The organism is Bradyrhizobium sp. 2S1 (assembly GCF_011516625.5).
In the GTDB taxonomy this organism is placed as follows: domain Bacteria; phylum Pseudomonadota; class Alphaproteobacteria; order Rhizobiales; family Xanthobacteraceae; genus Bradyrhizobium; species Bradyrhizobium septentrionale.
Genome location: NZ_CP147717.1, coordinates 4,369,095 through 4,395,830, shown reverse-complemented (window position 1 = coordinate 4,395,830; position 26,736 = coordinate 4,369,095). Strand labels below are relative to the sequence as shown.

Annotated in this window: 23 protein-coding genes and 1 pseudogene; 14 read left to right on the top strand and 10 right to left on the bottom strand. The window is 65.3% G+C overall.

Annotated elements, in window-relative coordinates:
- The first annotated feature begins 3 nt into the window (after positions 1-3).
- The 9 genes from HAP54_RS20715 to HAP54_RS20675 all read left to right on the top strand — a co-directional run bounded on the left by HAP54_RS20715 (position 4) and on the right by HAP54_RS20675 (position 10,232).
- Positions 4-1,596, top strand: a complete 1,593-nt coding sequence (locus tag HAP54_RS20715) for a xanthine dehydrogenase family protein molybdopterin-binding subunit (protein ID WP_166303338.1) — start codon at positions 4-6, stop codon at positions 1,594-1,596.
- Between the two features lie 2 nt (positions 1,597-1,598).
- Positions 1,599-2,621: a xanthine dehydrogenase family protein molybdopterin-binding subunit gene (locus HAP54_RS20710; protein ID WP_166303335.1), complete on the top strand. Its 1,023-nt coding sequence runs from the start codon at positions 1,599-1,601 to the stop codon at positions 2,619-2,621.
- A 9-nt stretch (positions 2,622-2,630) separates the two neighbouring features.
- Positions 2,631-3,512 (top strand): AAA family ATPase, encoded by an 882-nt coding sequence (locus tag HAP54_RS20705; protein WP_166303333.1) that lies wholly within the window; start codon positions 2,631-2,633, stop codon positions 3,510-3,512.
- Positions 3,509-4,627 carry a vWA domain-containing protein gene (locus tag HAP54_RS20700; RefSeq protein ID WP_166303330.1) on the top strand — a complete coding sequence of 373 codons (1,119 nt, stop codon included), beginning with the start codon at positions 3,509-3,511 and terminating at the stop codon, positions 4,625-4,627. Before HAP54_RS20705 ends, HAP54_RS20700 begins: the two co-directional genes overlap by 4 nt.
- Positions 4,624-5,514: an amidohydrolase family protein gene (locus tag HAP54_RS20695; RefSeq protein WP_166303328.1), complete on the top strand. Its 891-nt coding sequence runs from the start codon at positions 4,624-4,626 to the stop codon at positions 5,512-5,514. The genes HAP54_RS20700 and HAP54_RS20695 overlap by 4 nt, the downstream gene beginning before the upstream one ends.
- Before the next feature lie 51 nt (positions 5,515-5,565).
- Complete coding sequence (locus HAP54_RS20690) at positions 5,566-6,414, top strand: MBL fold metallo-hydrolase (protein WP_166303325.1); 849 nt, start codon at positions 5,566-5,568, stop codon at positions 6,412-6,414.
- An 18-nt stretch (positions 6,415-6,432) separates the two neighbouring features.
- Positions 6,433-8,007 carry an isochorismatase family protein gene (locus HAP54_RS20685; protein WP_166303322.1) on the top strand — a complete coding sequence of 525 codons (1,575 nt, stop codon included), beginning with the start codon at positions 6,433-6,435 and terminating at the stop codon, positions 8,005-8,007.
- A gap of 9 nt (positions 8,008-8,016) precedes the next feature.
- Positions 8,017-8,643 carry an FMN-dependent NADH-azoreductase gene (locus HAP54_RS20680; RefSeq protein ID WP_166303320.1) on the top strand — a complete coding sequence of 209 codons (627 nt, stop codon included), beginning with the start codon at positions 8,017-8,019 and terminating at the stop codon, positions 8,641-8,643.
- Positions 8,644-9,167: 524 nt separating this feature from the next.
- The gene (locus HAP54_RS20675; RefSeq protein ID WP_166204319.1) at positions 9,168-10,232 is read left to right on the top strand and encodes an IS630 family transposase; all 1,065 of its coding nucleotides are present in this window, start codon (positions 9,168-9,170) and stop codon (positions 10,230-10,232) included.
- 248 nt (positions 10,233-10,480) lie between these two features.
- On the opposite strand, the gene HAP54_RS20670 is transcribed toward HAP54_RS20675, so the two are convergent.
- The 4 genes and pseudogenes from HAP54_RS20670 to HAP54_RS20655 form a co-directional block, all read right to left on the bottom strand.
- Positions 10,481-11,658, bottom strand: a protein-coding gene (locus HAP54_RS20670; RefSeq protein WP_414645828.1) for an IS3 family transposase whose coding sequence is annotated in 2 segments (ribosomal slippage) — positions 10,481-11,367 and positions 11,367-11,658 — 1,179 coding nt in all. Because the reading frame shifts where the segments join, the coding sequence is not laid out codon by codon here.
- A gap of 372 nt (positions 11,659-12,030) precedes the next feature.
- Positions 12,031-12,966 (bottom strand): annotated as a pseudogene (locus tag HAP54_RS20665) (sensor histidine kinase); the annotation flags it as partial.
- 427 nt (positions 12,967-13,393) lie between these two features.
- The gene (locus tag HAP54_RS20660; protein WP_029082743.1) at positions 13,394-14,086 is read right to left on the bottom strand and encodes a response regulator transcription factor; all 693 of its coding nucleotides are present in this window, start codon (positions 14,084-14,086) and stop codon (positions 13,394-13,396) included.
- 164 nt (positions 14,087-14,250) lie between these two features.
- Positions 14,251-14,784, bottom strand: coding sequence for a hypothetical protein (locus HAP54_RS20655; protein WP_166303317.1), 534 nt, complete (start codon positions 14,782-14,784; stop codon positions 14,251-14,253).
- A 472-nt stretch (positions 14,785-15,256) separates the two neighbouring features.
- On the opposite strand from HAP54_RS20655, the gene HAP54_RS20650 reads away from it, so the two are divergent.
- Complete coding sequence (locus tag HAP54_RS20650; RefSeq protein WP_166303313.1) at positions 15,257-15,667, top strand: DUF1127 domain-containing protein; 411 nt, start codon at positions 15,257-15,259, stop codon at positions 15,665-15,667.
- 113 nt (positions 15,668-15,780) lie between these two features.
- Here HAP54_RS20650 and HAP54_RS20645 read toward each other — a convergent pair whose 3' ends face one another.
- The 4 genes from HAP54_RS20645 to HAP54_RS20630 form a co-directional block, all read right to left on the bottom strand.
- Positions 15,781-18,120, bottom strand: a complete 2,340-nt coding sequence (locus HAP54_RS20645) for a Tex family protein (protein ID WP_166303311.1) — start codon at positions 18,118-18,120, stop codon at positions 15,781-15,783.
- Between the two features lie 110 nt (positions 18,121-18,230).
- Positions 18,231-19,085 (bottom strand): amidohydrolase family protein, encoded by an 855-nt coding sequence (locus tag HAP54_RS20640; RefSeq protein ID WP_166303308.1) that lies wholly within the window; start codon positions 19,083-19,085, stop codon positions 18,231-18,233.
- Complete coding sequence (locus HAP54_RS20635) at positions 19,082-20,131, bottom strand: aldo/keto reductase (protein ID WP_166303306.1); 1,050 nt, start codon at positions 20,129-20,131, stop codon at positions 19,082-19,084. Before HAP54_RS20635 ends, HAP54_RS20640 begins: the two co-directional genes overlap by 4 nt.
- A 160-nt stretch (positions 20,132-20,291) precedes the next feature.
- Positions 20,292-20,606 (bottom strand): YdhR family protein, encoded by a 315-nt coding sequence (locus HAP54_RS20630; RefSeq protein ID WP_166303303.1) that lies wholly within the window; start codon positions 20,604-20,606, stop codon positions 20,292-20,294.
- Positions 20,607-20,686: 80 nt separating this feature from the next.
- Here HAP54_RS20630 and HAP54_RS20625 point away from each other — a divergent pair, with 80 nt between their 5' ends.
- Complete coding sequence (locus HAP54_RS20625; RefSeq protein WP_166303300.1) at positions 20,687-21,265, top strand: TetR/AcrR family transcriptional regulator; 579 nt, start codon at positions 20,687-20,689, stop codon at positions 21,263-21,265.
- A 32-nt stretch (positions 21,266-21,297) separates the two neighbouring features.
- A complete protein-coding gene (locus HAP54_RS20620; protein WP_248114474.1) occupies positions 21,298-21,717 on the top strand; it encodes a GFA family protein in 420 nt (139 codons plus the stop codon).
- A 98-nt stretch (positions 21,718-21,815) separates the two neighbouring features.
- Here HAP54_RS20620 and HAP54_RS20615 read toward each other — a convergent pair whose 3' ends face one another.
- Both HAP54_RS20615 and HAP54_RS20610 read right to left on the bottom strand, forming a co-directional pair.
- On the bottom strand, positions 21,816-22,934 hold the full coding sequence (locus HAP54_RS20615) for a branched-chain amino acid ABC transporter substrate-binding protein (RefSeq protein ID WP_166303297.1): 1,119 nt from the start codon (positions 22,932-22,934) through the stop codon (positions 21,816-21,818).
- Between the two features lie 437 nt (positions 22,935-23,371).
- The gene (locus tag HAP54_RS20610; RefSeq protein ID WP_166308130.1) at positions 23,372-23,554 is read right to left on the bottom strand and encodes a helix-turn-helix domain-containing protein; all 183 of its coding nucleotides are present in this window, start codon (positions 23,552-23,554) and stop codon (positions 23,372-23,374) included.
- Positions 23,555-23,681: 127 nt separating this feature from the next.
- On the opposite strand from HAP54_RS20610, the gene paaG reads away from it, so the two are divergent.
- Together paaG and paaZ are read left to right on the top strand one after the other, a co-directional pair.
- Positions 23,682-24,473, top strand: a complete 792-nt coding sequence (gene paaG / locus HAP54_RS20605; protein ID WP_166303294.1) for a 2-(1,2-epoxy-1,2-dihydrophenyl)acetyl-CoA isomerase PaaG — start codon at positions 23,682-23,684, stop codon at positions 24,471-24,473.
- Positions 24,474-24,691: 218 nt separating this feature from the next.
- On the top strand, positions 24,692-26,719 hold the full coding sequence (gene paaZ / locus HAP54_RS20600) for a phenylacetic acid degradation bifunctional protein PaaZ (protein WP_166303292.1): 2,028 nt from the start codon (positions 24,692-24,694) through the stop codon (positions 26,717-26,719).
- Positions 26,720-26,736: the final 17 nt, after the last annotated feature.

Sequence of the window (26,736 nt, the reverse complement as noted above, 5' to 3'; positions counted from 1 at the left end):
GCCATGCTGGAATTGCGCAAGGACCTCTTCGCCGACGAGCGCGACGATAATCTGAAAGAAATCGGCAAGGGTACGCAGCGCCAGGACATGCTCGGCCATGTCACCGGCACCTCGCCCTATTTCGACGACCACAAGCTGCAGGGCATGCTGCATCTGAAGGTGGTGCGCAGCGAACATTCGCACGCCCGGCTGCGGCGCATCGACACCTCGGAGGCCGAGCGGTCGCAGGGAGTGCGGCGCGTGATCCGCGCCTCCGACGTGCCGCGCAATCTGAACACGCTGCTCAGCCTGATCAATTTCGGCAAGGACGACGAGCCGTCGCTCGCGGTCGACAAGGTGCGCTACAAGGGCGAGCCGATCGTCGCGATCGTCGCCGACAGCCCGCGCGAGGCCTTCGAGGCGATCGCCAAGGTGAAGATCGACTATGAGCCGCTGCCGGCGGTATTCGACGTCGAGGACGCGCTGAAGCCGGGCGCGCCCGTGGTCAACGAGGTCTATCCGAAGAACACCTTCACCTATCACGAGACCTACGATCGCCAGCAGTTGCGCTTCGGCGATGCCGATCGCGCGCTGGCCTCGGCCGACCATGTGCTGGAACAGCGCTACCAGATGTCGCCGATCGAGCATGCGCCGACCGAAACCAACGGCTCGATCGCCGCACCCGACACCAATGGCCGCTACATCGTCTACACCTCGACGCAGGCGCTGTTTTTCGCGGTCGACACCTGTGCAAAAATCCTCGACGTGCCCTCCAACACCTTCCACTTCATCGGCGGCACGGTGGGCGGCGGGTTCGGAGGCAAGGTCGACACGCTGACCGAGCCGCTCTGTATTCTCGGCGCGATGCTGACCGGACGCCCGGTGCGCTACGTATTCGGGCGCCAGGAGGAGATGCAGTACGGCCCGCCGCGCGGCGCCGAGCGCATCTACATCAAGGATGGCGTGATGCGGGACGGCCGCGTCGTCGCCCGCAAGGTGCGCGCCTATTTCGACAGCGGCGCCTATACACGGCTGTCGAGCTATGCGGCGGTGAAATGCGCAGCGCATCTGCCCGGTCCCTACACCATCCCGAACGTCCATGGCGACGTCTACTGCGTCTTCACCAACCGCACGCCGGCGACCGCGATGCGCGGCTTCGGCGTCACGGCGATGGATTTCGCCATCGAATGCCAGATGGACAAGCTCGCCCATCTCGTCGGCATGGATCCGATGGAGTTCCGGATCCTCAATGCGTATCGCGACGGCGACATGAAGGCGCACCGTCGCGAGGCCAAGAACACGGCGCTGATCGAATGCGTGCAGGTTGCCGCGGAGAAGGCCAAATGGCCGCTCCGCGAGGAATTCAAGCGCATGTCGTCGCGCAAGGATGGTGGCGGTCTCCGTGCCGCCGTGACGCTGACGCCACGTGAAGCGCATCCGCCGGCGCCCGCACCGTCGCAGCAGCGCACGACGTATGATCGCGCCCCGGCTGCAACCCGCGAGCGGCCGCCTCCGCCTCCCTCTTCGACGCCACCATCACCTCCGTCACCGCGGCCGACCGCGCCGTCGCATGGCGCCACCCGCTTCTCATCCGTCTTCGGCACCAGGAGGCGCTGACCATGACCCGGCATCGCGGACGCGGCATCGCGTCGGTCAACTATCCCATCGGCATGAATCTCGGCGGCGATCCGAGCCAGGCGTTGGTGCACTCCAATCCGAGCGGCAAGTTCACCGTGGCGCTGTCCTCGATCGATCTCGGCCAGGGCATGAAGTCGGTGACGCGGCAGATCTGCGCCGAGACGCTGGGCGTGCCGGTCGAAGACGTCTATGTCGACACCGCGGATTCCGACACTGGTCCGCACTGCATGGGCTCGTTCGCCTCGCGCGGCACCCATCGGGTCGGCAACGCCGTGATGGCGGCGGCGCGCGAGGCGCGCGGCGTGATGATGGAGGCGGCGGCCGAGGAGCTGGAAGTCAATGCCGCCGACCTCGAGACCGACGGCCGCGGCAACATCCATGTCAAGGGCGCACCGCACCGCTCGATCTCGACCAAGGATGTCGCGATCGCCGCGCAGTTCAAGCAGGGCAAGACGATTTCCGGCCGCGGCATCTTCCTGGTGCCGCTGTCGGACGTCGACCCCGAGACCGGCGAGATGTCGCCCGCAACATGCTATGGGCACGCCTGCCTCGTCGCGGAGGTCGAGGTCGACGACGAGACCGGCGAGGTCGACATGGTCCGGATGGACAGTGCCTATGAGCTCGGCCGCGCGCTCAATCCGCGGCTGGTCGAGCAGCAGCTGGTCGGCGGCGCCTGGATGGGTGTCAGCCACGCGCTCTATGAAACGCCGGAACCCTATTATCCAGAGCCGGTGCACGGCCCGCGCGACTTCGTCGAATATCTGATGCCGGGACCGGGCGACATCTGCCCGCACGACATCGCGGTGCTGGAACGCCCGGCGCCCGACGGCCCGTTCGGTGCCAAGGGTCCGGGCGAGATGTGCGCCAATCCGGTGCTGCCGGCCGTCGCCAACGCGATCTTCAACGCCGTCGGCGTGCGGATCGACGATCTGCCGATCACACCCGAGAAGGTGCTGCGCGCGATCAAGGCGCAGGGCGGCGCGCGGCCGCAGCCGCGGCGCTGAGGTCGCTCCATGCCGGTCCGCAGCAACATCGTCGGCATCGACAGCCCCGAGGCGCTGGAGAAGGCGCTGCGCGCGGCCTATTACCTCGCAGACGACGGCATCGCGACCGCCTCCTATCTCTCGCTCGCGCTCGGCAAGCCGCTGCTGCTCGAGGGCGCGCCCGGTGTCGGCAAGACCGAGGCTGCGAAAGCGATCGCCGCCGTGCTCGGCCGCCGGCTGATCCGCCTGCAATGCTATGAGGGCATCGATGCCGCCGCCGCACTCTATGAGTGGAACTATCCGCGCCAGATGCTGGCGATCCGGCAGGCCGGCGAAGAGAGCATCGACATCTATGGCGACGCCTTCCTGATCGAGCGTCCGATGCTCGCCGCGCTGCGGGCGCCCGACGCGACCGTGCTGCTGATTGACGAGATCGACCGCGCCGACCAGGAGTTCGAGGCCTTCCTGCTCGAATTCCTCTCCGACTTCCAGATCTCGATCCCCGAGCGCGGCACCATCCGCGCCGCCGAGCATCCCGTCGTCGTGCTGACCTCGAACCGAACCCGCGACCTGCACGAGGCGCTGCGGCGGCGCTGCGTCTATCACTGGATCGACTATCCGAACGCCGAGCGCGAGGCGCGGATCGTGATGATGCGCGCCTCCAGCGTTGCCGAAGCTACCGCCCGCGCTGTGGTCGCCGCCGTCGGCCGGCTGCGCCGCGAACCGCTCAGCAAAGCGCCAGGGATTGCGGAAGCGGTCGACTGGGCGGAGGCCGCAACCTTGCTGCACAAGGGCGGCGCGCGCTGGCCGGATGCCTTCAAGCGTTCGATTGGCGTTGCGCTGAAGGACGAGGAGGATCTGCATTTCATCTCACCCCGGCTCGATGCATTGATCGCGGAGGCAGCCGCGTGAGCGACGATCTCAAGCTGCCGCGCGCCGCGCAGATCTTCGTGTCCTTCGTCGCGCTGCTGCGCGCCAACGGCTTCCTGGTCGCGCCGGAGCAGACCACGAGTTTTCTCGCCGCGATCGAACTGCTCGGGCCAAGGAGCCTCGAGCACATCCGCCAGGCCGGGCTCGCGACGCTGGCGCCGCCGCCAGAGCGCCGCGCGACGTATGACCGGCTGTTCGACATCCATTTCCGCGGCGCGGAGGCAATCGAACAGGCCGAGGGCGAGGACGACGAAACCGTCCGCCTGCAGGAGGAAGGCCGCGGCGGGGACGAGCCGCCGCTCGCCGACGAGGCCAACGAATCCGGGCTTGCCGCCGCGCGCGCCGAGGCGCTGGTCGAACGCCGCTTTGCCCAGACCGCGACGAGCGATCCGCTGCGAAAGCTGTCGCGCGAGGCGGCAAAGCGGCTGCCGCGGCGGCGTGGCCACCGGCGGCGGCGCGCACGCAGCGGCCCGTTCGCCGATCTGCGCCGCACTCTACGTGAAAGCATCCGCAATGACGGCGAGGTGCTGCGGCTCGGCCGCATGCGCCGCCGCCAGCGCCCGCGCAAGATGCTGTTGCTGATCGACGTCTCCGGCTCGATGAAGGCGCGCACCGAAGAGAACATGAGGCTCGCGCATGCGCTGGTGCAATCGGCCGGCAATGTCGAGGTCTTCACCTTCGGCACAAGACTGACCCGCGTCACCCCGGCACTGCGGCTGAAGCGCCGCGAGCAGGCGCTGAATGCGGCCTCGTTCCTGGTCAGCGACTGGGACGGCGGCACCCGCATCGGCGACGCGCTGCAGGCCTTCCTCGCCGTGCCGCGGTTCGGCGGATATGCCCGCGGCGCGGCGGTCGTGATCGTCTCCGACGGCCTGGAGCGCGGCGATCCGGCCGCGCTCCGCGATGCGGTCGCAAAGCTGTCGCGCCGGGCCTGGCGCATCAGCTGGCTGACGCCGCTCGCGACCTCGCCCGGCTTCACGCCGCAAACCGAGGCGCTGATTGCGATCCAGCGCTTTGTCGATGATCTCGTGGACGGCGGATCGAGTGCGGCGGTGGTCGCGCATCTGCTGTCGCTCGGAACAAGGAGAGCTGCGTGACTGGCATTGTCGACGGACATCATCACATCTGGCGCCAGGCCGATCTCGCCTGGCTGTCCGGCCCGATGCAGCCGCGCATCTTCGGCCCCTACGAGCCGATCCGCCGCGACTATCCGATCGAAGAATATCTCGACGATCTCAAAGACACCGGCGTCACCCGCTCGGTCTATGTCCAGACCAACTGGCCGAACGGAAAGTTCGAGGATGAGGCGGCCTGGGTGCAGCAGACCGCCGACCGGCACGGCTGGCCGCATGCCCTCGTCGCCTATGCCGATTTTTCCGTCGACGACGTCCGTCCGCAACTGGATCGCCTGAAGCGTTATCCGCTGGTGCGCGGCGTGCGCATGCAGCTGCACTGGCACCACAACCCGCTCTATCGCTTCGCCGCGCGCCCCGATCTCTGCACCGATCCCGTGATCCGGCGGAATGTCGGCCGCCTTGCCGACTATGGCTGGAGTTTTGACCTGCAAGTGTTCGCGCCACAGATGGCCGATGCGGCCGGCCTCGCAGCGGCCTGCCCTGACGTGACCTTCATCCTGCAACACGCCGGCATGCTCGAGGATCTGTCGCCGCAGGGCCGCGCCGCCTGGCGTGTCGGCATGGCGCGGCTGGCGCGCTGCCCGAACGTGGTTTCGAAATTGTCGGGGCTCGGCACCTTCATCCACCGCAACGATGCCGCGCATATAGCCGGCGTCGTGATCGACACCGTCGCGATCTTCGGCGCGGACCGCTGCCTGTTCGGCTCGAACTTTCCGATCGAGAAGCTGTGGACCAGCTACCGCGACCTCATCGACGCTTTCAAGGCGGCGGCCGAACGGCTCAGCGGCGAGCAACGCGAGGCGATCTTCAGCACGACGGCGGCGCGGGTCTATCGGCTGGGGCCGTAGGCGCCCCACGAGCACGGCCAAAACAACGAACACGAATTGGGAGAGGGACAGATGCCGTTGGAGATCAAGATCCTGGACTATGGCGATATCGAGCTGGAATCGAGCTTCCTTGTGCTCGGGCACAATTGCGGTCGCACCCGCCGCGTGCTGACGCTTGGCTTTTTGATCCTCGGCGGCCCCTACCCGGTGCTGGTCGATACCGGCTATCGCTCCAACCAGATCATGGAGACGCTCGGCATGCGCGGCCTCCAGTTCCACGAGAACATGATCGAGAACCAGCTCGCCCGCCACGGTGTGCGAATGGGCGACGTCCGCTTCGTCTGCCACACCCATCTGCACATCGATCACGCCGGCAAGGACGACCTGTTCCCGATGAACACCACTGTCGTCGTCAATCGCAAGGAGCTGGAATACTCCGTCTCCGGCCTGATGCATCCGCAGTATCCCGCGCCCGACATCAAGCACCTGATTGACCGCCTGCACACCAAGAGCGGGCTGCGCTTCCTCGACCTCGAGATCACCGGTCCGGTCGAGCTGATGCCGGGCGTCTATTGCGACGCCGCCAACGCCCACACCGAGGGCTCGATGAACATCCACGTTCACACCGCCGACGGCATCGCGACGATCTGCGGCGACGTGATCTACGACTTCAACGACCAGATCGTCACCCCCTTCAACGAGATCCACGACGCCGAGCCGCGCACCACCGGCAACCACGGCACCAGCAAGCGCGCCGAGAAGGCCGCGATCAAGAAGCTGCTGAGTAGCTCGCGCTATCTGCTGCCGGTGCATGATCGCCCGGCCAAGATCGAGGGCGGCGCGGTGGTCGGCCGGCTGCACGACCAGGTGCCCGGGCCTGTCGTGCAGAGCCTGCCGCAGCGCAACTGGTTCCCGGCATAGGCACAGAGGCCTGTCACGATGACGCATGTCACGCTGCGCGCCGAGTTCGACGACCTGATCGACCCCTATGCGCCGGTCGGCCAGGTCGGAACAGGATTCGATTTCACCGAGGGCCCGGTCTGGCATCCGCTGGATCACTTCCTGCTGTTCTCCGACATGCCCGGCGACGTGCGCAGGCGCTGGGATGCGCGGCGCGGCGTGGTCGAGGTCAAACGTCCGTCGAACAAGTGCAACGGCATGACCTATGACGCCGAGCTCAACCTGATCGTCTGCGAGCACGCGACGTCGTCGCTGATCCGCGAGCGGCCCGACGGGCGGCGCGAGGTGCTGGCCTCGCATTTCGAGAACCAGGAGCTCAACAGCCCGAACGACGTCTGCGTTCACTCGAGCGGCGCGATCTACTTCTCCGATCCATGGTACGGCCGGATGCCGGTCTATGGCGTCGAACGGCCGCGCCAGCTCGGCTTCCAGGGCGTGTATCGCGTGCCGCCCGGCGGCGGCGCCCCGAAATTGCTGGTCGACCGCTACCTGTTCGAGCAGCCGAACGGGCTGTGCTTCTCGCCCGACGAGCGCATCCTTTACGTCAATGACACCGTGCAAGCTGTGATCCGCGCCTTCGACGTCAGCGCCGACGGCTCGCTCGGCAACCCGCGCGTGTTCGCGAGCGGCATCCGCTCCGAGCTCGAGCCCGGCCTGCCCGACGGCATGAAGTGCGACCAGCGCGGCAATGTCTGGGTCACTGCGCCCGGCGGGGTCTGGGTCTATTCGGCTGACGGCAATCTGCTCGGCAAGGTCCGCCTGCCCGAGCTCGTCGCCAACCTCGCCTGGGGCGGCGCCGATTTTCGCACGCTGTATCTGACCGCGACCCATTCGGTCTATGCGGTTCCAACCAAGGTCGGCCCACGGCATGAGCCCTATATGAGCGGCAAGCGTGGGGGCGCCGGTGCGGCAACGTCCACGACGGCCGCGCCCAATCTCGCCGCTGGCGAGATGCAGCTCGATCCGAGGCGCTGCGCGATGATCATCCAGGACATGCAGAACGACGTCATCATGGACGGCGGCGCATTCGCCGAGTCCGGCGCGCCCGCGCATGCCCGCCAGCAGCATGTCGTCGAGAATGTCCGGCGCGTGGCCGAGGCGGCACGGGCGCGCGGCGTCGCCATCATCCATGTCTGGTTCGTGGTCGAGCCGGGCGCACCCGGCGTGACACTCAACGCGCCGCTGTTCGAGGGACTGGTCGACAGCAAGGCGATGGTGCGCGGCAGCTGGGGCGCAGCGCCGGTCTCCGGGCTCGAGCCGCGTCCCGGCGACTTCGTGGTCGAGAAGATGCGGATGAGCGCCTGGGAAGGCACGCGGCTCGAGACCATCCTGAAGGCGACCGGCCGCGACATGATCATCAACACCGGCGCCTGGACCAACATGTCGGTCGAGCACACCGCGCGCACCGGCGCCGACAAGGGCTATTTCATGATCGTGCCGGAGGATTGCTGCTCGACCATGAATGCCGACTGGCACAACGCCGCGATCAATTTTGCCTTGCAGAACGTCTCCGTCGTGACCAACGCCGACACCGTCATCAAGGCGCTCGGCTGAGGAGGCGCGGTGCCGAAACTGCTGCACCTCGCCTGCTCCCCCCGTGCCGATTCGGAATCGGCGGCCGGCGCGCGCGTCTTTCTCGATCGCTTCCGCCAGGCGCGGCCGGACTGGGAGATCGACGCGATGAACCTCTGGCGCGAGCCGTTGCCGGAGTTCGAGGGTTATTTGCTCGAGGCCAAATACGCCCGGATCGGCGGCAAGAGCTTCACCAATTCGCAGCACGACGCCTTCGCCGTCGCCGAGCGCCTCGCACTGCGGCTGTCGCTCGCCGATCGCGTGCTGATCTCGACCCCGATGTGGAATTTCGGCATTCCCTACAAGCTCAAGCAATGGCTCGACGTCATCATCCAGCCCGGGCTGACCTTCCGCTTCGATCCGGCGTTAGGTTATCTGCCGCTGCTCAAGGACCGGCCGACCATCGTGATCATCGCCAGCGGCAGCGACTTCGTCACCGGCATGAACCGCGGCCGCATCGACATGGCGACGCCCTATCTGCGCGAGGCGCTGCGCTTCATCGGCGTCAGTGACGTGCGCTTCGTGCCGATCGGCCCGACCACCGGACCCACCGAGCCGATCCGCGTGGCCCGTGAGGCCGCGCACCGCAGACTCGCGGAGATGGCGGGGCGGTTTTGATCAACGAGACCGATCGCAGCGTCAATCCGACGAATGCGGCAATGACGCCGGCGTGATTATCCGATTCACCGATCAAGCATCGCGGTGTCATCACCCGCGAAAGCGGGTGATCCAGTATTCCAGAGACGCCGGTGCTTGAGCCGAATGGCCGCGGCGTACTGGATCGCCCGGTCAAGCCGGGCGATGACAGATGTGGTGGGGACGCGCCTTCGCATTCTCGCGACATGAATCGTCCGAGCTTTGCTCTTCGTCTCACCCTCTCTTGCAGAGGCGCAGGGAAAGCCGGGTGCCGATTGCACCCATGGGCCCCGAGCAATGGGTAGAAAGCTCGGGGGTAGGACCACAGGTGAACCGGAAACAACCCGGCTTTCCCTGCGCGATGGGTTACGGCTTACTTCGTGCTCTCCCCGGCGAGACTTGGCTTGTTTGTCACCGCCTTCGCAAGACGCAATTGCGTCTTACAAGGGGACACCGGCCGCTAGTACCTACTGTTCTTAAAGCGTGAGTCGTGATTCAAGGTCGGGATGATACCCGAAGCAAGAGAAGTCCACCTTTCGAGGAAAGATCGCAAGGTGCTTGAGGCGTGTTGCCGCTCCCCGGTGACGTTGCAGCGCGATTTGAAGCGGGCGCGGATAGTTCTGTTGGCGGCGGATGGACGCAGCACTCGGTCGATCGCCAAGGAAGTTGGGGTCCAGCCGCGGATTGTCAGCCTTTGGCGGCATCGCTATGCCGACCAAGGCCTTGAAGGGCTGCAAGACAAGCCGCGACCGGGCAAGCAGCCAATCTATACGAAGGCCACCGACAAGCGGATTCTGAAGCTGCTGGACAAGCCGCCGCCGGACGGGTTCGCACGCTGGACCGGGCCCCTGCTGGCCGGGGCGCTGGGCGATGTTGACGTCCAATATGTCTGGCGGTTCCTGCGCAGCCACAAGATTGACCTCGCGGCTCGTAAGTCCTGGTGTGAGAGCAACGACCCGAACTTTACGGCCAAAGCCGCCGATGTTGTCGGCCTCTATGTCGCCCCGCCCGCGAAGGCCATTGTGCTGTGCGTGGACGAGAAGCCCTCGATCCAGGCTTTGGAGCGAGCGCAGGGTTATCTGAAGTTGCCCAATGGCCGCGCCTTGACCGGCCAGAGCCACGATTACAAGCGGCATGGCACCACAACATTGTTTGCGGCGCTCGAAGTCGCCACCGGAAAGATCATCGCGGCGCATTCAAAACGCCGACGCCGCGTCGAGTTTCTCGACTTCATGAACAGCGTCACCGCGGCTTTTCCGAACCGGAAGCTTCACGTCATCCTCGACAACCTCAACACCCACAAGAAGAACGAGCATTGGCTCAAGGCCCACCCCAACGTGCAATTTCATTTCACGCCGACAAGTGCGTCTTGGCTCAATCAGGTCGAGGTATGGTTTTCGATCTTGCAGGGGCAGTCGCTCAGCGGCACCTCCTTCACAAGCCTCACGCAGCTTCAGGAGCACATCGATGCCTACGTCAACGCATACAACGACAGAGCCGAGCCCTTCGTCTGGACCAAGAAAAAGGTCCGTCAACGCCGTTTCAAAGGCCGCCGTATCACTCAGCTCTGATTCTGGGTACTAGGGCGTCAGGACCACACGACTTCACCGTCCGCTTCGCGTGCTCTCGTCAGTCACACGCTCGGCGTCCACCGCATCTCACCGCAACACCCGTGACGATCGCGAAGCGCCCCTCGATCGGGTGAGACGGGGAAATCTATAACACTGAGTCGCACTTCTGATAAAGCGAAATATTTTCGCGGTGGCGGGCTTGCGCCGTCGGGCAACTCAGTGATCTTCCCCCGAAAAAATGGACAAGGTTAAGCTGCTTTTAGCTCCATCTCGATCGGACTGACATAGCCGATGGCGGAGTGACGACGAGTTCGATTGTAGAAGCCTTCAATGTAAGCAAAGATATCACGTGTGGCCTCTGCGCGTGTTGCATAGTGAGTGTGGTAGACGAGCTCGATTTTGAGCGTGTGAAAGAAGCTCTCCATTGGAGCATTGTCATAGCAGTCGGCCTTGCGGCTCATCGATGCCCTCAAGCCGGCAGATTGCACGACCTTGCGGTATTCCGCCGATGCGTATTGGACGCCGCGATCGGAATGATGGATCAGACCGGCGCCAGGCCGCTGCGCTGAGACGGCCATCCGCAAGGCTGCCAGCGGCAGCTCGGCACGCAAATGATCCGCCATCGCCCAGCCGACGATCCTGCGGCTGTACAAATCCATGACGGTGGCCAGATAGAGCCAACCCTGATCGGTCTCGATGTAGGTGATATCGGCGAGCCAGATCCGGTTCGGCGCAGTGGCGGTGAAGTTGCGCTCGAGCAGGTTCGCCGCGATCGGGAGGTCGTGACGGCTATCGGTCGTCCGCACCCGGCGAGGCCGTGCCATGATGGCCCTGATACCGTGATGGCGCATCAGCCGCTCGATGCGGCCACGGCTCGCCCCGCGGCCCTGGGCCTTCAATTCGACATGGATACGCGGGCTGCCGTAGCGTCCGTTTGTCTCGCGATGGACGCGCTTGATGTCGTCGACAAGCTCACGGTTGGCGACCGATCGCTGGCTCTCCGGCCGGGAGCGCCAAGCATAATAGCCGGCCGGCGAGACACCGAGCACGTCGCACAGGATCGTCACAGGATAGTCGGCGCGGCGATCTTCGATGAAGCGGAATCTCATTTCGGCCCCCCAGCAAAGATCGCGATCGACTTTTTTAAAATGTCGCGCTCCATGCGCAGCCGCTCGTTCTCTCGCTGCAGACGAGCGATCTCCGCCGCGTGGTCCGCCGACGGCAGCGTCGCTTGCGTTGTGGGGCGCCGCGCCGCAGCCGTCGGCTCTCGCCCAGTTCCACGTAGTTCCACCCAGCGCCGCAAAACTGAATCGCGCAGGCCAAGTTCCTTGGCCACCGATCCGATCGAGCGGCCACTCGAAGCGACCAGATCGACCGCTTGCCGCTTATAGTCGTCCGTAAACGACCTACGCTGACGTCCTTCCATCCAACACCTCTCCTGGCTCTTCGAGCCTACTACAGGTGTCCATCAATTCGGAGGAGGTTCACAGTGGCACGCGCGCGTGAGGGACGCACCGGCGGAAGGGTTCCCTCCCCCCTTGCGGGGGAGGGTTAGGGAGAGGGGCGCTACACGGCGCGCGCTCTCCGAATCCGTCACGGCGACAAGCGAACAGGTTACGCAAGCGTTGCACTCATCAATCATCTCGCCCGGGGCCACCCCTCTCCCCACCCTCTCCCGCCGCAAGTCGGGCCTGCCCGACTTGCGCAAATTTACAATGCGCAACCGGGGTAGACCCCGGTTGCGTGGAGAGGGTGCCTTGGGGCGTGCTCACCTCACGTACGATACTCCGCACTCACCCTACGTTTCTGCAGCGGCAAAACACAGCCTGCACAACAATCCCGGTGCGTTGTCGCGCAATTCAATTCGCGCGCCGTGCAGGCTGGCGACCGCCGCGACCAGGCTGAGGCCGAGGCCGTTGCCCGGCGTGTAGCGGCTCTGTTCGAGCCGGTAGAAGCGTTTGAAGACGCGGTCGTGCTGGCCGGGTGGAATGCCGGGGCCGTCATCGGCCACCGCAATCACCGCGCCGCCCTCGTCGTTGTCGCAGGTCACGGTCACCCGCCCGCCGGGGCGGCCATGCTTGATGGCGTTGTCGACGAGATTGGCGATCGCGTCGAACAGCAAATCGCGGTCGCCGGTGACCAGCACCGCGGCATCGCCGGCAAGCTCGAGATGCGTGGTGACCTCCTCGGCCGCGGCATCGTAGAGCTCGACCACTTCGCCTGCGATCTCGACGAGATTGACGGTGCGGAAGGCGTCCTTGCGGGCCCGCGTCTCGATCTCGGAAATCCGCGTGATCGACGCGAACATTCCGAGCACCGCATCGAGATCGGCGATGGTATCGCCGATCAGCGCCGCATCGCCTTCGCCGTTGCGCGGAGCGTGGTAGGCCTTCTCGAGCCGGCCGCGCATCCGGGTCAGCGGCGTGCGCAAATCGTGCGCGATGTTCTCGCCGACCTGCTTGACGTCTCCCATCAGGGTCTGGATCCGATCCAGCATCAGGTTGAGATTCTCGGCGACGCGATCCCATTCGTCGTGGCTGCCATGCAGCGGGATGCGCTGGTCGAGCCCGGAGAGCATGATGGCGCGGCTGGTCGCATTGATCGACTCGATCCGGCCGACGGTTCGCCGCGTCACCCCGATACTGGCGACGGCTGCAAGCACGATGATGAGCAGGACAACGGCGATGCCGGCGGCCCTGATCTGGGCCATGAAGCCGTCGAGATCACCGATGTCGCGGCCGACCAGCAGGCGATCGCCGTTTGGCAAGGTTTCCGTCACGGCTCGCACCAGCGTGGTTCCCGCAGCGAGCGACGGCGGCGGCGGCGCGCGAAATTCCACCCATCCCCGCTGCGCAGTGCCCTCGGGCCATTGGCTGAGATTTCCGGCGAGCACCGCGGAGCCGGGACCGGCCAGCAGGTAGACGTGATCGGCAAAACCCCTGTCCGCGATCCGCTGTGCGATCAACGCGGCCAGGCCGTCGCGGCCGGATCGCACATAGGCATCGTGCAGGCTGGCCCGTTCGACGGTGATGGCGCGATCGGCCCGATCGCGCGCATAGGACAGCGTCGACCAGTAGACATAGGCAAAGATCGCCGAGACGATCAGGCCGAACGCACCGATGGCGATCAACGCCAGGCGGAATGTCGAGGACTTGAGGGTCTTAGCCAGGAGCACGGAGGCAGTACCCGATGCCGCGGATCGTGTGAATCAGCGGATAGGCTTGCTGATCGTCGACCTTGCGGCGCACCCGTCCGACATAGACGTCGATGATGTTGGTCGATGGATCGAAGTGCAGGTCCCAGACATGCTGCAGCAGCATCGCGCGCGACACCACGCGGCCTTCGTTGCGCACGAGATATTCGAGCAGCTGGAATTCCTTCGGCAGCAGCGGAATCTTGCGGCCGCGCCGGCTCGCCGTCCGCGCGATCAGATCGACCGCGAGGTCGCCGACCCGCAGGATGGTCTCCTTGGCAACGGTCTCGCTGCGGCGGCCCAGCGCCTCCAGCCGCGCCAGCAACTCGACAAAGGAGAACGGCTTGACCAGATAGTCGTCGCCACCGGCGCGCAAGCCCCGCACGCGGTCGTCGACCTCGCCGAGCGCGCTGATGATCAGGAACGGCACCGCGATGCCGTCGTCGCGCATCTGGCGCATCACTGTGATGCCGTCGATGTCCGGCAGCATGCGATCGATCGTGATCACGGCATAATCGCGCGCCGCACCCTGGCTCAGCGCTTCGCGGCCGTTCGCCGCCAGGTCGACATCGTAGCCGCTGGTGGTGAGCTCCTCGACGAGCTGACCGGCGGTCTCAGGATCGTCCTCGACGACGAGAATGCGGCGGTGTGCTCCGGTCATTATCTTGAACTCCGAGTTGTCTTGAACTCCGAGTCTTCTTGAACTCTTGGAGTTCTCAACTCTCCGGGCGCCCGCCCCGCGACGGCCGACGCCAGACTATCCCATTCCGGGGCTGGATGGAACGCCTGGCGACGACCGCGACAACGGTGCGGTTGGTTGGGCGATCACCAATAGTCCCCGCACACATTGACCCATTGCAATCCGTACGGCGTCCACGACCTGCGCCAGCAGCCATCGTAATAGCCGCCGGCGTAAACGTAGGGCGCGCCGAAGACCGCGAAGCGATGGAAGCGGTGGTGGCGGAAGCCGCCATGATGGAAGAAGCGCGCGCCGTGGACTCCGGCGCCGGCAAATCGCGGGCCGATTGCGGGCGCACCGACGAAGCGGGGGCCACCAACGCGCCCGCCGGCAAAATGCCCGCCGCCGCCCATCGCGGCGAACGCCGCGCCGCTGCCACCACGCATACCGCCGCCGAAACCACCGCCACGCATTCCGCCCATTCCGCCGCCATGCATGCCGCCGCCCATGGCGCCAGCAAAGCCACCGCCATGCCCGCCACCGAAGCCACCGCCGTGACCACCGCCGCCACCGCCATGTCCACCGCCACCACCGCCGCCTCTGGCGAAGGCTACGGGTGCAAGCGCAACGCTGGCAGCGAGCGTCGCCGCCGTGAGAAACGTGAACAGCCTGTTCTTCATCAAATCCTCCCTGATTGGGACCGCGGCGAACCTCTCGTCGCCGCAAGCAGAGGACGCTCAGAAGACGCAAGCCGATGCCCGACTTCAACTGACAAATGCGCCAGATTCTGACGCCGGATTTAGGATTGGCGCGCGAGCTCTGTGCGCAAGGCGACCTTCAAGTGTCCGAATCAAACCACCAGACGATCTCGGAGCCAGGGCAGACTTCGCGTCACGTCACGAGCGCTCGCCTTGAGGATGCGCGCGGCACCGGCACACCCCTTGATCATGCGCGATCTCCGTGGTAACTGGGCTTCATGATCAACGTCGTGCGCATCGCGAACCGCAAAAACATGACCCACTCTCGCTGGGCCGTGGAAGGAGTCGTGCGCTAGGAATTCGACGACGCGATCTTTTCACCAGGCCCCGCCGACATCGGACGGGGCCTTTTGTTTGGCCATGCTCCCTGCCGGCACAACAGCAGGAGCTTCCGATGCCACCCCAACAGACGAACCTCAGCCCCTCGACCGGGCGCGATGCCGCAGGGCTGCGCCTCGACCCCGCCATCGCACTGGTGGAAGGCACCACCGGCGATGCCTTGGCCGAGGCATGCCCCGATGCCTCCATCGCAGCGCTAAGAGACGCTTTCTCGGAAAAGGAAGCGGCTGGACCACCAGTCGCATCGACGCGGAGCCTCCTGGGTTTGCTCCAGGGATATTGGCGCGCCTTCCGAAATTGGCGCCAACGCGCGAGGTCGCGAGTCAGTTTGCACGACCTCAGCGACAGGGAGCTGATGGATATCGGCCTGACACAAGGTGAGATCGACTGCCTCGTTGCCGGCCGAGCCATTGAAAGGCTCAGAGAAGGCGCGACGTATCTTTGGCTGTCTCGTGGTGTGATGTAACTGATGGCAAGTCACCACCAGCTCTGCACATTGAGTGGCTGGCCGCCGGGCGGATCAACGAAGCGTGATCCGCCCCTTTTCTATCGCCGTGATGTGGCGGACGCCAACGCGGCTCAGGTCGGCTTGCCGCGCCCGCTCTTCTCGGCGGCGCGGCGCAGCGCTTCGGCGAGCGCGCCGCCGCCGGACTGCTCGGCCGGCTTGCGCGGTGCCGACGACGTCATCTTGGCCGAGCCGCGCGAAAAATCGCGGGACGGTCCCGCATTGTCCTTCTTCGGTCCGATCTCGTCGTCGAGCCGCAGCGTCAACGCGATGCGTTTGCGCGCGACCTCGACGTCCAGCACCTTGACCTTGACGATGTCGCCGGGCTTCACCACCTCGCGCGGGTCCTTGATGAAAGTTTTTGACATCGCCGAGATATGCACCAGCCCATCCTGATGCACGCCGATGTCGACGAAGGCCCCGAAGGCGGCGACGTTGGTCACGGTGCCTTCGAGGATCATGCCCTTCTTGAGGTCCTTGACCTCCTCGACGCCTTCCTTGAACACCGCCGCCTTGAACGCCGGGCGCGGGTCGCGGCCCGGCTTTTCCAGTTCGCGCAGAATGTCGGTGACGGTGGGCAATCCAAAGGTGCCGTCGACGAAGGATTGCGGCCTGAGCCCGCGCACCATATCGGCGTTGCCGATCAGCGCCTTGATGTCGCTCCTGGTCGCCTCGAGGATTCGCCGCACCACCGGATAGGCTTCCGGATGGACGCCGGATGAATCGAGCGGGTCCTCGCCATTGCTGATGCGCAGGAAGCCGGCGCATTGCTCGAACGCCTTCGGCCCGAGCCGGGGCACGTCCTTCAGCGCCTTGCGCGACTTGAACGGGCCGTTGGCGTCGCGGTGCTGCACGATGCTTTGCGCCAGCCCCGCGCCAATGCCCGACACCCGCGAGAGCAGCGGCACCGAGGCGGTGTTGGCATCGACGCCGACCGCGTTCACGCAGTCTTCCACCACGGCATCGAGCGAGCGCGCGAGCTTGGCTTCGCCGAGATCATGCTGGTACTGGCCGACGCCGATCGCCTTCGGATCGATCTTGACGAGCTCGGCCAGCGGATCCTGCAGCCGCCGCGCGATCGAGACGGCGCCGCGAATGGTGACGTCGAGGTCGGGCAATTCGTTCGAGGCGAAGGCAGAGGCCGAGTAGACCGACGCGCCGGCCTCGGAGACCACGATCTTGGTCATCTTGCGCTCGGGCAGCCGCTTCACCAGCTCAGCGGCAAGCTTGTCGGTCTCGCGCGAGGCGGTGCCGTTGCCGATCGCGATCAGCTCGACGCCGTGCTCGATCGCGAGCTTGCCGAGAATGGCGAGCGCCTCGTCCCAGCGCCGCTGCGGCTCGTGCGGAAAGATCGCCGTATGCGCCACCACCTTGCCGGTCGCATCGATCACCGCGACCTTGACGCCGGTGCGATAGCCGGGGTCGAGGCCCATGGTGGCGCGCGCGCCGGCCGGCGCGGCGAGCAGCAGATCGCGCAAATTCGAGGCGAACACGCGCACCGCCTCGGTTTCGGCCGCGGCCCACAGCCGCATCCGCAGATCGATGTTGAGATGGATCTGGATCTTGGTGCGCCAGGCCCAGCGCACCGTCTCCGTCAACCACTTGTCGCCCTTGCGGCCCTGGTTGGAGACCGCAAAGCGGTTCATGATCTTCAGCTCGTAGATGCCGGGCACGCCGACAGCCGGCGCCTCGGCCTCCGGCTTGATCGCGAGGTCGAGGATCTCTTCCTTCTCACCGCGGAACAGCGCCAGGATGCGGTGCGACGGCAGTTTCGGCAGCGGCTCGGAGAAATCGAAATAGTCCTTGAACTTCTCGCCTTCGGTCTTCTTGCCGGTGCGGACGGTCGAAGCCATGATGCCGTTCGACCACATCTCCTCGCGCAGCGCGCCGATCAGATCGGCGTCCTCGGCGAAGCGCTCGACCAGGATGGCGCGCGCGCCGTCCAGCGCGGCGGCGACGTCGGCGACCTGCTTCTCGGCATCGACGAAGGGAGAAGCGGCCTCGTTGGGATCGTTTTGCGGCTGCGTCAGCAGGAGATCGGCGAGCGGCTCGAGCCCGGCCTCCTTGGCGATCTCGGCCTTGGTGCGGCGCTTCGGCTTGTACGGCAGATAGATGTCTTCGAGACGGCCCTTGCTGTCGGCGGCCATGATCTGGGCTTCGAGTGCGGCGTCGAGCTTGCCCTGCTCGCGGATCGAATTGAGCACCGCGGTGCGGCGCTCCTCGAGCTCGCGCAGATAGGTCAGCCGCTCTTCCAGCGTGCGCAGCTGCGCGTCATCGAGCGCGCCGGTAAGCTCCTTGCGGTATCGCGCGATGAACGGCACCGTGGCGCCGCCGTCGAGCAGCGTCACCGCCGCCTCGACCTGCTCGTCGCGAACCCCCAGCTCCTGCGCAATCTGATGATGAATCTTTGCCACGCTCGTCTCTCTGAATCGTCGCGCCGCTGATGGCGCGGACGCCGCTTATGAACCATCCCGGAATGATTCATCAAGGCGCGCTGTGGATCAAATTTGGCACCTCGCGCAATCTATTTCCGGGATGTGCGCCACCCGCGGCTTGACAAATAGACCCGCGCCGCATTGCCGCCGAAAATCGCAGCTCTTGCCTCACTTGACAAATCAGCCAGCAGGCTCTCCGCAGCAGCGAACCAGCGCGCATAGCCGCCGGCGAGATTGACGACTGGCCAGTCGCTGCCCCACAGCATGCGCTGCGGCCCGAAACATGCGAGCGCATGGTCCACAGCCTCGCGGAGATCGGCGACCTGCCAGTTCGGCGCCGCCTCGGTCGCGAGGCCCGACAGCTTGCAGACGACGTTGGCGCGCGCGGCAAGGCTTGCGATGTCGTCCTTCCAGGCCGCGATGTCGCCGGTTGCGAGATTTGGCTTGCCGAAATGATCGAGCACGAATTGCAGGTCCGGATGGCGATCGACCACCTGGACGAGCCTTGGCAGATGGCGCGGCAGCACCAGCGCGTCGAACACCAGGCCGTACTGCGCCATGGCCTCGAGCGGCGCGGCCAGTTCCGGGCGCAGCAGCCAGTCGTCATCGGCGATGTCCTGCACCATTGGCCGCAGGCCGACCAGCAACTCGCGCCCGGCAATCGCATCGATCCGCGTCGCCGCGTCGTCGGCATCGAAGTCGATCCAGCCGACCACGCCCCGCACCAGATCGGAGCCTTTGGCAACGTCGAGCATAAACGCAGTTTCCGCCTCGGTCGGCGCGGCCTGCACCAGGATGGTACCATCGATCTCGGCTGCGGCGAGACGCGGCATCAGATCTGATAGCCCGAAGTCGCGGTAAATCGGTCCGCGTTCGGGTGTCAGCCAGCCGTAGTCGGCGCGTGCCAGGGTCCAGACATGATGATGGGCGTCGATCCGGATCATGCCGGCACCGGCGCATTCGGATCGAGCAACCTCTCGGCTTTCAGGTCACGCCACAACGCGGTGGGGATGGAGGCCGACAGCGCGGCGACATTGCGCTCGACCTCCTGCGGTGTCTGCGCGCCGAGCACGAGGCTCGCGACCGCCGGATGACCCAGCGCGAAATGCAGCGCGGCGGTCGCCAGCGTTACGCCATGGGCGCGGCAGACGCGCTCGATTGCGGCGACCTTCTGCATCACGTCGGGTGGCGCGTCCTTGTAATTATACTTGGCGCCGGCGACCGCGCCGGTCGCCAGGATGCCGGAGTTGAACACGCCGCCGAGCATCACGCCGATGCCCTGTGCCTGCGCCAGCGGCAGGAATTCGGCGAGCGCCGGCTGCTCGAGCAGCGAGTAGCGGCCGGCGAGCAGCATGGTGTCGAAGGTACCCGCCTTGGCGAAGCGCACGCACATCTCGGCCTCGTTGACACCGATCCCGATACCCTTGACCACGCGCTCGGCGCGCAATTTGTCGAGCGCGACATAGGCGCCGTCCATCGCCTCGCGAAACCGCGCCTCGATCGCGTCAGCGCCATGGGTCCAGACGTCGACGTCGTGGATCAAGAGCAGGTCGATGCGATCGGTCCCAAGCCGCAGCAACGATTGCTCGACCGAGCGCATCGTGCCGTCATAGGAATAATCGACCACCGCGCGATGCGGCTGGCCGCCGGCGAAATTCGAGCCGTCGCCGCGGCCGTGGAACGGGTCCATCCAGCGCCCGACCTTGGTGCAAACGACGACGTCGTCACGCGCCACCCGGCGCAGCGCGGTGCCGCAGCGATGCTCGGCGAGGCCATGCCCATACAGCGGCGAGGAATCCAGCAAATTAACGCCAAGCGCAAACGCCCGCTCCGCCGCTGCGATCGCGGCGGTGTCATCGAGCCGCGCAAAGAGATCGCCGAGCGGCGCGGTGCCGAAACCGAGGATGGAGACCTCGAGCCCAGTGCGGCCGAGCCTGCGGCGCGGCAGTGCTGACGCAGGGGCCGTATGTGAGGATTGAGGTTGGTTCATCGCGAGGGCTCCCTGCAGTCTTCTTGCTTGCAGGCAGACTAGCCCTGCGGCCGTGCTGAACACAAGCCGACGCGCATGGCGACTGGCACGCGGACAATGCGCAGCCGAGCGCACAATCCAGGGTTCCGATCAGCGGAGAGGCCGACGGTCGTGGCGCTCGTTACGCGTCGGAAAGCACCTGCTGCGCGACGTTATCGACCACGACGGGGCTCTCGAAATAGGTGACCGTCGGATCGGCGCCATATTTCTCGCGGGCGCGGGCGCGCCACGCTTCGGTGTACAGCGCTTCCGCCTCTGCCCTCGAGTTCCAGAAATAGATGCCGCCGGCCGTCATCCCGTCCTCGGACAGCACATAGGTCTTTCGAAACAGCCCAGGTACGTCGCGATAGATCGGGGCCGTGCTCAGGAAGATGCTGCGCGCTTCCTCGGGCGTGACCGGCTTCGGCAATCTGAACGTCGTGACGGCGGTAATCATCCGGACCTCCTGGGCATCAATCTTGACACAATTGTAAAACTTGACGATAGTGTCAAGAATGAATCAGCGGAGCGAACCGAATGGTCGGCATGCGTCAGTTTGACGAGGACGAGATGATCGCGAACGCGCTCGACGTGTTCTGGCGCAAGGGCCTGCACGACGCGACCATGCAGGACCTCGCCGCCGCGACAGGCGTCCAGCGCGGCAGCCTCTACAACGCCTATGGCGACAAGGAAGCGATCTTCCTGCGCGCCTTCGATCGTTATGCCGAGGAGTTCCTGGACGCGGCCGGCACCGCGCTGGCCCAGGGCGACACAGCGGCGGGCTTCAGAAATTTCTTCGACATGATCATCGTCAATATGACGGACGGTTCGCCGCCGCGCGGTTGCCTGACCACGCGCACCGCGCTCGACGCGGCGATCTCGAGCACCGACGTCCGTCAGCGCGTGCAGGGCGTGCTGGGCCGGCTCGAGCAATTGATCGGCAAGGCCCTCAGCGCGGCCCCGGGCAAGCGCAGCGCGGCCGATGCCAACCGGCTGGCGCGGGTAATCGTGACCTTCACGCGAGGGTTGGCCGTGATGGAGCGCGCCGGATACAGCCGCAAGCAGCTGAAGGAGACCGCTGCGACCTTCATCGATGCGGTGGTCGACGATGTCTGAGGCGGCATCTCCGTCGTGGCGATCGATATCATATGGGAGACAACATGATGCAGGATCGGAAAGGTGGTTGCCTCTGCGGCGCGGTGCGCTACGCGCTGAAGAGCGAGCCGCGGAGCATCGCCCTATGCCATTGCACGCACTGCCAGCGGCAAAGCGGAAGCCTGTTCTCGTTCAACCTCGTCGTCCGCGAAGCCGACTACCAGCAAACGGGCGAGACCGCGGTGTTCGTCGACCAGGGCGATAGCGGCCATCCGGTCTACCGCCATTTCTGCGGACGCTGCGGCTCCCCTCTCCTTGCAAAGACCGCATTGATGCCGGGGAAGGTCGTGGTGAAGGCCGGCACGCTCGACGAGCTGGAGGGGCTGCAGCCGCAAGTCGAGATCTATACCGATCATGCGATGACGTGGCTCACGCCGGTCCCGGACGCGGCACGCTTTGCCCAGAACGTGTGACCGGCCGCGCCGGCCGCAGGCGCTGCGCAAGCCGGCGCAGCCGGACAGGAGTTGCCGCGACATCGGTCAGGGACGAGTGCCGATGTCGCGGCTTGCGATCATTGACCAGCCGCCAGTTCGGCATAGTTGCCGTCCTTGTCGCGGCGGTACACGACATAGTCGATCAGCGTGATGTCACCCTTCGGCGTGTAGCTGATGTTGCCGAGCACGGTGTCCCAGTTTCCCGCCTTGATGGTCGTGGCGACCTTCTTGGCATCCGTGGTCTGGGCGCGCGCCACGGCCTGGCTCCAGATCTGGAACGCGGCATAGCTGTAGAGGGTGTAACCGTCGGGATCGATGCCCTTGTCCTTGAACTTCTTCAGGGTCGCGGCCGCGGTCAGCTTCTTGCGCGGATCGGGCGAGAAGGTGAACAGCGAGCCCTCGGCAAGCGGACCCGCGATCGCCGCGAACTGCTTGTCGACCAGGGCGTCGCCGCCCATCAGCACGGCATTGACGCCCTGCTCGCGCATCTGGCGCAGGATCAACGCAGCCTCCGCGTAGTAGCCGCCGACATAGACGAAATCGATTCCCTCCTTCTTGAAGCGGGACACCAGCGCGGCAAAGTCCTTGTCGCCCTTGGTGTAGGCCTCATAGAGCTTTTCCTTCACGCCCGCGGCGTTGATGGCGTTGCGCGTCTCGTCGGCCAGGCCTTTGCCGTAGGTCGTCTTGTCGTGGATGATCGCGACGTTCCTGGTCTTGTAGTTCTTGATGATATAGGCGGCCGCGACCATGCCCTGCTGGTCGTCCCGGCCGCAGACGCGGAACGTGTTCCACAACCCGCGCTCGGTGAACAGCGGGTTGGTCGAGCCAGGAGTGATCTCCAGCACGTTGCCCTCGGCATAGGCATCCGACGCGGGGATCGAGGTCGACGAGCAGAAGTGCCCAACGACGAACGGAATGTTCGCGCCTGCCATCTTCTCGGCAACCGACACCGCCTGCTTCGGATCGCAGGCGTCATCGCCGACCTCCAGCTTAAGCTTCTTGCCGAGCACACCGCCCGCCGCATTGATGTCGGCAATGGCGAGATCAGCGCCGTTCTTGAACTGCTGGCCGAAGCTCGCCTCCGAACCGGTCATCGGGCCGACCACAGCAACACTGATATCCTGCGCCATGGCCGCGCCGGACAAAGCCAGGCTCGTGCCGAGCGCAAGAAAATATCCTCGAAGTGCAAACTTCATCACATTCTCCTCGATGGTGTTAAGTCGCCTCAATGCATCGCACTCGACGAATCTTGCCGGCTGCGACGATCACCGGGGGCTGCCTTTTAGGCGCGAGATGGTTGGCAGGCTCGGACTGGGGCGACGGGGGATTGGACATATGCGACATCGCGCAACAATGTGAAAACACGTTGCCGTGCATTGCTGCTAAAATCATCCGCGCAGCTGGCGCGATCGAACGCGATCTTGTGTGCGCGACAGCACATAGCCAATGCATCGGCGGTATTGCTCGGCACCGCGACAACGCAGCGCCTGCGATCCTGCGTGCTGGCGGGATAGGCGTCATCGCGACTGCCGCGACGACAGCATCAACGAACTCCATCCGTTGATGCCGCGAGGTATGCTTATCTCAAATGCGACGGCACCGTCGTCTGGCCCTCGGGACCGAAGACACTCGGTCAGGACCGCCGCGGTACCGCGCGGATGTTCGACGGCGTCGCGCCGTAGTGCCGGCGGAAGGTGCGATTGAAGTAGGAGAGATCGCCGAACCCGACCTCAAAGGCAATCGTGCCGATGGTGCTGCCGCTGTGGCGCGGATCGGTCAGCAAATGATGCGCGCGCGCCAGGCGCTGGCCGAGCACGACTTCCAAGCCGGCGCTTTCAAACACCGTTGCGCGGATAATTATAATTGACCAACCGGTTGGTCAATAGTAATCCGGTGGCAGGTCATGCGACCTTCGGCCGTAGAAGCCGCAACGGGAGGTAATCATGGTCAGCAATCTGGTGTTGACCGATATCCGCGCCGGATATCGCGTCCTGACGCTCAACAGGCCCGATCGCCTGAATTCATTCAGCGCCGATCTGCACTCCGCATTGATGGCCGCGTTGATTGCGGCAGAACAGGACAAGTCCTGCCGCGCTGTGATCCTGACCGGAGCGGGACGCGGGTTCTGCGCCGGCCAGGATCTTTCGGATGGCGTGTTCACGCCGGGCGAGACGCCGGATCTCTCCGTACCAATTGAAAAATTCTACAACCCGCTGGTGCGCAAGCTGCGCAGCATCCCGATGCCGGTCGTGTGCGCGGTCAATGGCGTGGCTGCAGGCGCCGGCGCCAACGTCGCCTTTGCCTGCGACATCGTGCTCGCCGCGCGCTCGGCCAAGTTCATCCAGGCCTTCGCGAAGCTGGGGCTGGTTCCGGACTCCGGTGGCACCTGGTTCCTGCCGCGGCTGGTAGGGCCCGCCCGGGCGCGCGCCTTGGCCCTGCTCGCTGAACCCGTCTCCGCGGAACGGGCGGAATCCTGGGGCATGATCTGGAAGATGGTCGAGGATGCGGAGCTGATGACCGAGGCACATGCGCTGGCCGCTAATCTCGCGACGCAGCCGACCGACGGCCTCGCGCTGATCAAGCAGGCACTTGATGCCTCCGAGACCAACACGCTCGACGCGCAACTCACGCTCGAGCGCGACCTGCAGGGACGCGCAGGCCGATCGGCGGACTATGCCGAAGGCGTCACTACGTTCCTCGAGAAGCGCGCGCCGCGGTTCGCCGGCAGAGCCTAGAGCGGGATGAAGATTCTTCGAATCATCATCCCGCTCCAGCTCTTTGTTTCTGAGCATGATCTTTTCGGAAAACCGCTCCACACTTTTCCGGATCATGCTCTAGGCGCAAATTGAACGTTCCGCCGGCAAGGCGAGACGCATCACTTGATCACAGTTCAGAGGAATCAACTTCGATGACACAGCCTCAATCCAGTGGCGCGCGGAGCGCGGATACCATCATGAAACTCGACAGCTTCGTCTGCGGAAAATGGACCGGCTCCGGCGAACCCGCGGCCGAGATTCACAGTGCCGTGACCGGCGATGTGGTGGCGTTCACGACCCGGAGCGATCTCGACATGCGGGAGATCCTCGCCTATGGCCGCACGGTCGGCGGCAACAATCTCCGCAAGCTGACGTTTCATCAGCGCGCGGGCCTGCTGAAGGCGCTGGCCGACTATCTGAGCCAGCACAAGGACCGGCTCTACAAATTGTCGTTCCAGGCGGGTTGCACGCGCACCGACGCGATGATTGACGTCGATGGCGGCATCGGCACGTTGTTCGCCTATGCCGGCAAGGGCCGCCGCGAGCTTCCGAACATCAAATTCCTGCTCGACGGCAATGTCGAGGGGCTCTCCAAGGGCGGCGCATTCGCCGGCCAGCACATCGTGACGTCCTTGCACGGAGTTGCCGTGCACATCAACGCGTTCAATTTCCCGTGCTGGGGCATGCTGGAGAAGCTGGCACCGGCGCTGCTCGCCGGCGTTCCCGTCGTCACCAAGCCGGCAACCGTCACCTCCTATGTCGCCTACGAACTGGCCCGGCTGATCGCCGAATCCAGGGCGCTGCCGGAAGGCGCGCTGCAGTTCATCGTCGGATCGACCGGCGACCTGTTCGATCACCTGACCTGCCAGGACGTGGTGTCCTTCACCGGCTCGGCCGACACGTCGCAAAAACTGCAGCGCCATCCGGTGATCGCGCGCGAAGCCGTCAGGTTCATCGCGGAACGCGATTCGCTGAACGCCGCGATCCTCGCGCCCGACGCCGCGCCGGGAAGCCCGGAGTTCGACCTCTTCATCAAGGAAGTGGCCAAGGAGATGACGGTCAAGGCCGGGCAGAAATGCACGGCAATCCGCCGCGCATTGGCGCCGTCGGCGCAGATCGACGCGGTCATCACGGCGCTGCGCGAGCGTCTCGCCAAAGTCACGATCGGCAATCCCGAAAACGAGAAGGTCAGGATGGGGCCGCTGGTTGGCCTCGGCCAGCGCAGCGATGTGCTTGCGCATGTGGCCAGGCTTCGCACTGAGACCGAGCTGGTGGCCGGCGATCCCGGCAATTTCCCGCTGGTCGACGCCGACGCCAGGCGCGGCGCCTTCGTCCCGCCGCTGCTGCTGCACTGCGCCAACCCGGTTGCCGCAACAGCGGTGCACGAGATCGAAGCGTTCGGGCCTGTCAGCACCGTGATGGGCTATGACGATCTCGACCAGGCCATCGCGCTCACCAACCGCGGCGGCGGCAGCCTCGTCGCATCGGTCTACACGCATGATATCCCGACCGCGACCGAGCTCGCCTTCGGCATCGGCAGTTTTCACGGCCGCGTTGCGATCATCGACCGCGACTGCGCGACGGAACACACCGGCCACGGCTCGCCGATGCCGCAGATGGTTCACGGCGGCCCGGGCCGCGCCGGCGGCGGCGAGGAACTCGGCGGCGTCCGCAGCCTGCAGCACTACATGCAGCGCACCGCGCTGCAGGGCTCGCCCGCGATGCTGTCAGGCGTCACCGGCCGCTGGTTCAAGGGCAGCCCAGTGCTCGAGGGTGACCTTCACCCGTTCCGCTATCACTATGACGATCTCGAGATCGGCCGCACGCTGGTCTCGAAGGCTCGGCAGATCACGCTCGACGACATCGAGCATTTCGCGCATTTCACCGGCGACACCTTCTACGCCCACATGGATGAGGAAGCGACCAAGGGACATCCGTTCTTCCCCGGCCGCGTCGCGCATGGCTATCTGCTGCTGTCGTTCGCGGCCGGCCTGTTCGTCGATCCCGACTACGGCCCGGTGCTGGCGAATTACGGGCTGGACTCGCTGCGCTTCGTGAAACCCGTCCAACCGGGTGAACAAATCCAGGTGCGGCTGACCGCGAAGGAGAAAACGCCGCGCAATAAGCAATATGGCGAGGTGCGCTGGGACGTCGAGATCACGACCGGTACAGGTGAGACCGCGGCGACCTATGAACTGCTGACCATGAATGCGATGCGAACCTAGGATCCGCCGAGGGCCCG

Coding starts and splice junctions, on each gene's coding strand:
- HAP54_RS20685 (WP_166303322.1), top strand. CDS start 6,433: ATGACGCATGTCACGCTGCGCGCCGAGTTCGACGACCTGATCGACCCC.
- HAP54_RS20625 (WP_166303300.1), top strand. CDS start 20,687: ATGGTCGGCATGCGTCAGTTTGACGAGGACGAGATGATCGCGAACGCG.
- HAP54_RS20635 (WP_166303306.1), bottom strand. CDS start 20,131: ATGAACCAACCTCAATCCTCACATACGGCCCCTGCGTCAGCACTGCCG.
- HAP54_RS20715 (WP_166303338.1), top strand. CDS start 4: ATGCTGGAATTGCGCAAGGACCTCTTCGCCGACGAGCGCGACGATAAT.
- HAP54_RS20705 (WP_166303333.1), top strand. CDS start 2,631: ATGCCGGTCCGCAGCAACATCGTCGGCATCGACAGCCCCGAGGCGCTG.
- HAP54_RS20615 (WP_166303297.1), bottom strand. CDS start 22,934: ATGAAGTTTGCACTTCGAGGATATTTTCTTGCGCTCGGCACGAGCCTG.
- paaZ (WP_166303292.1), top strand. CDS start 24,692: ATGAAACTCGACAGCTTCGTCTGCGGAAAATGGACCGGCTCCGGCGAA.
- HAP54_RS20630 (WP_166303303.1), bottom strand. CDS start 20,606: ATGATTACCGCCGTCACGACGTTCAGATTGCCGAAGCCGGTCACGCCC.
- HAP54_RS20710 (WP_166303335.1), top strand. CDS start 1,599: ATGACCCGGCATCGCGGACGCGGCATCGCGTCGGTCAACTATCCCATC.
- HAP54_RS20620 (WP_248114474.1), top strand. CDS start 21,298: ATGGGAGACAACATGATGCAGGATCGGAAAGGTGGTTGCCTCTGCGGC.
- HAP54_RS20690 (WP_166303325.1), top strand. CDS start 5,566: ATGCCGTTGGAGATCAAGATCCTGGACTATGGCGATATCGAGCTGGAA.
- HAP54_RS20640 (WP_166303308.1), bottom strand. CDS start 19,085: ATGATCCGGATCGACGCCCATCATCATGTCTGGACCCTGGCACGCGCC.
- HAP54_RS20660 (WP_029082743.1), bottom strand. CDS start 14,086: ATGACCGGAGCACACCGCCGCATTCTCGTCGTCGAGGACGATCCTGAG.
- HAP54_RS20650 (WP_166303313.1), top strand. CDS start 15,257: ATGCCACCCCAACAGACGAACCTCAGCCCCTCGACCGGGCGCGATGCC.
- paaG (WP_166303294.1), top strand. CDS start 23,682: ATGGTCAGCAATCTGGTGTTGACCGATATCCGCGCCGGATATCGCGTC.
- HAP54_RS20675 (WP_166204319.1), top strand. CDS start 9,168: ATGATACCCGAAGCAAGAGAAGTCCACCTTTCGAGGAAAGATCGCAAG.
- HAP54_RS20655 (WP_166303317.1), bottom strand. CDS start 14,784: ATGAAGAACAGGCTGTTCACGTTTCTCACGGCGGCGACGCTCGCTGCC.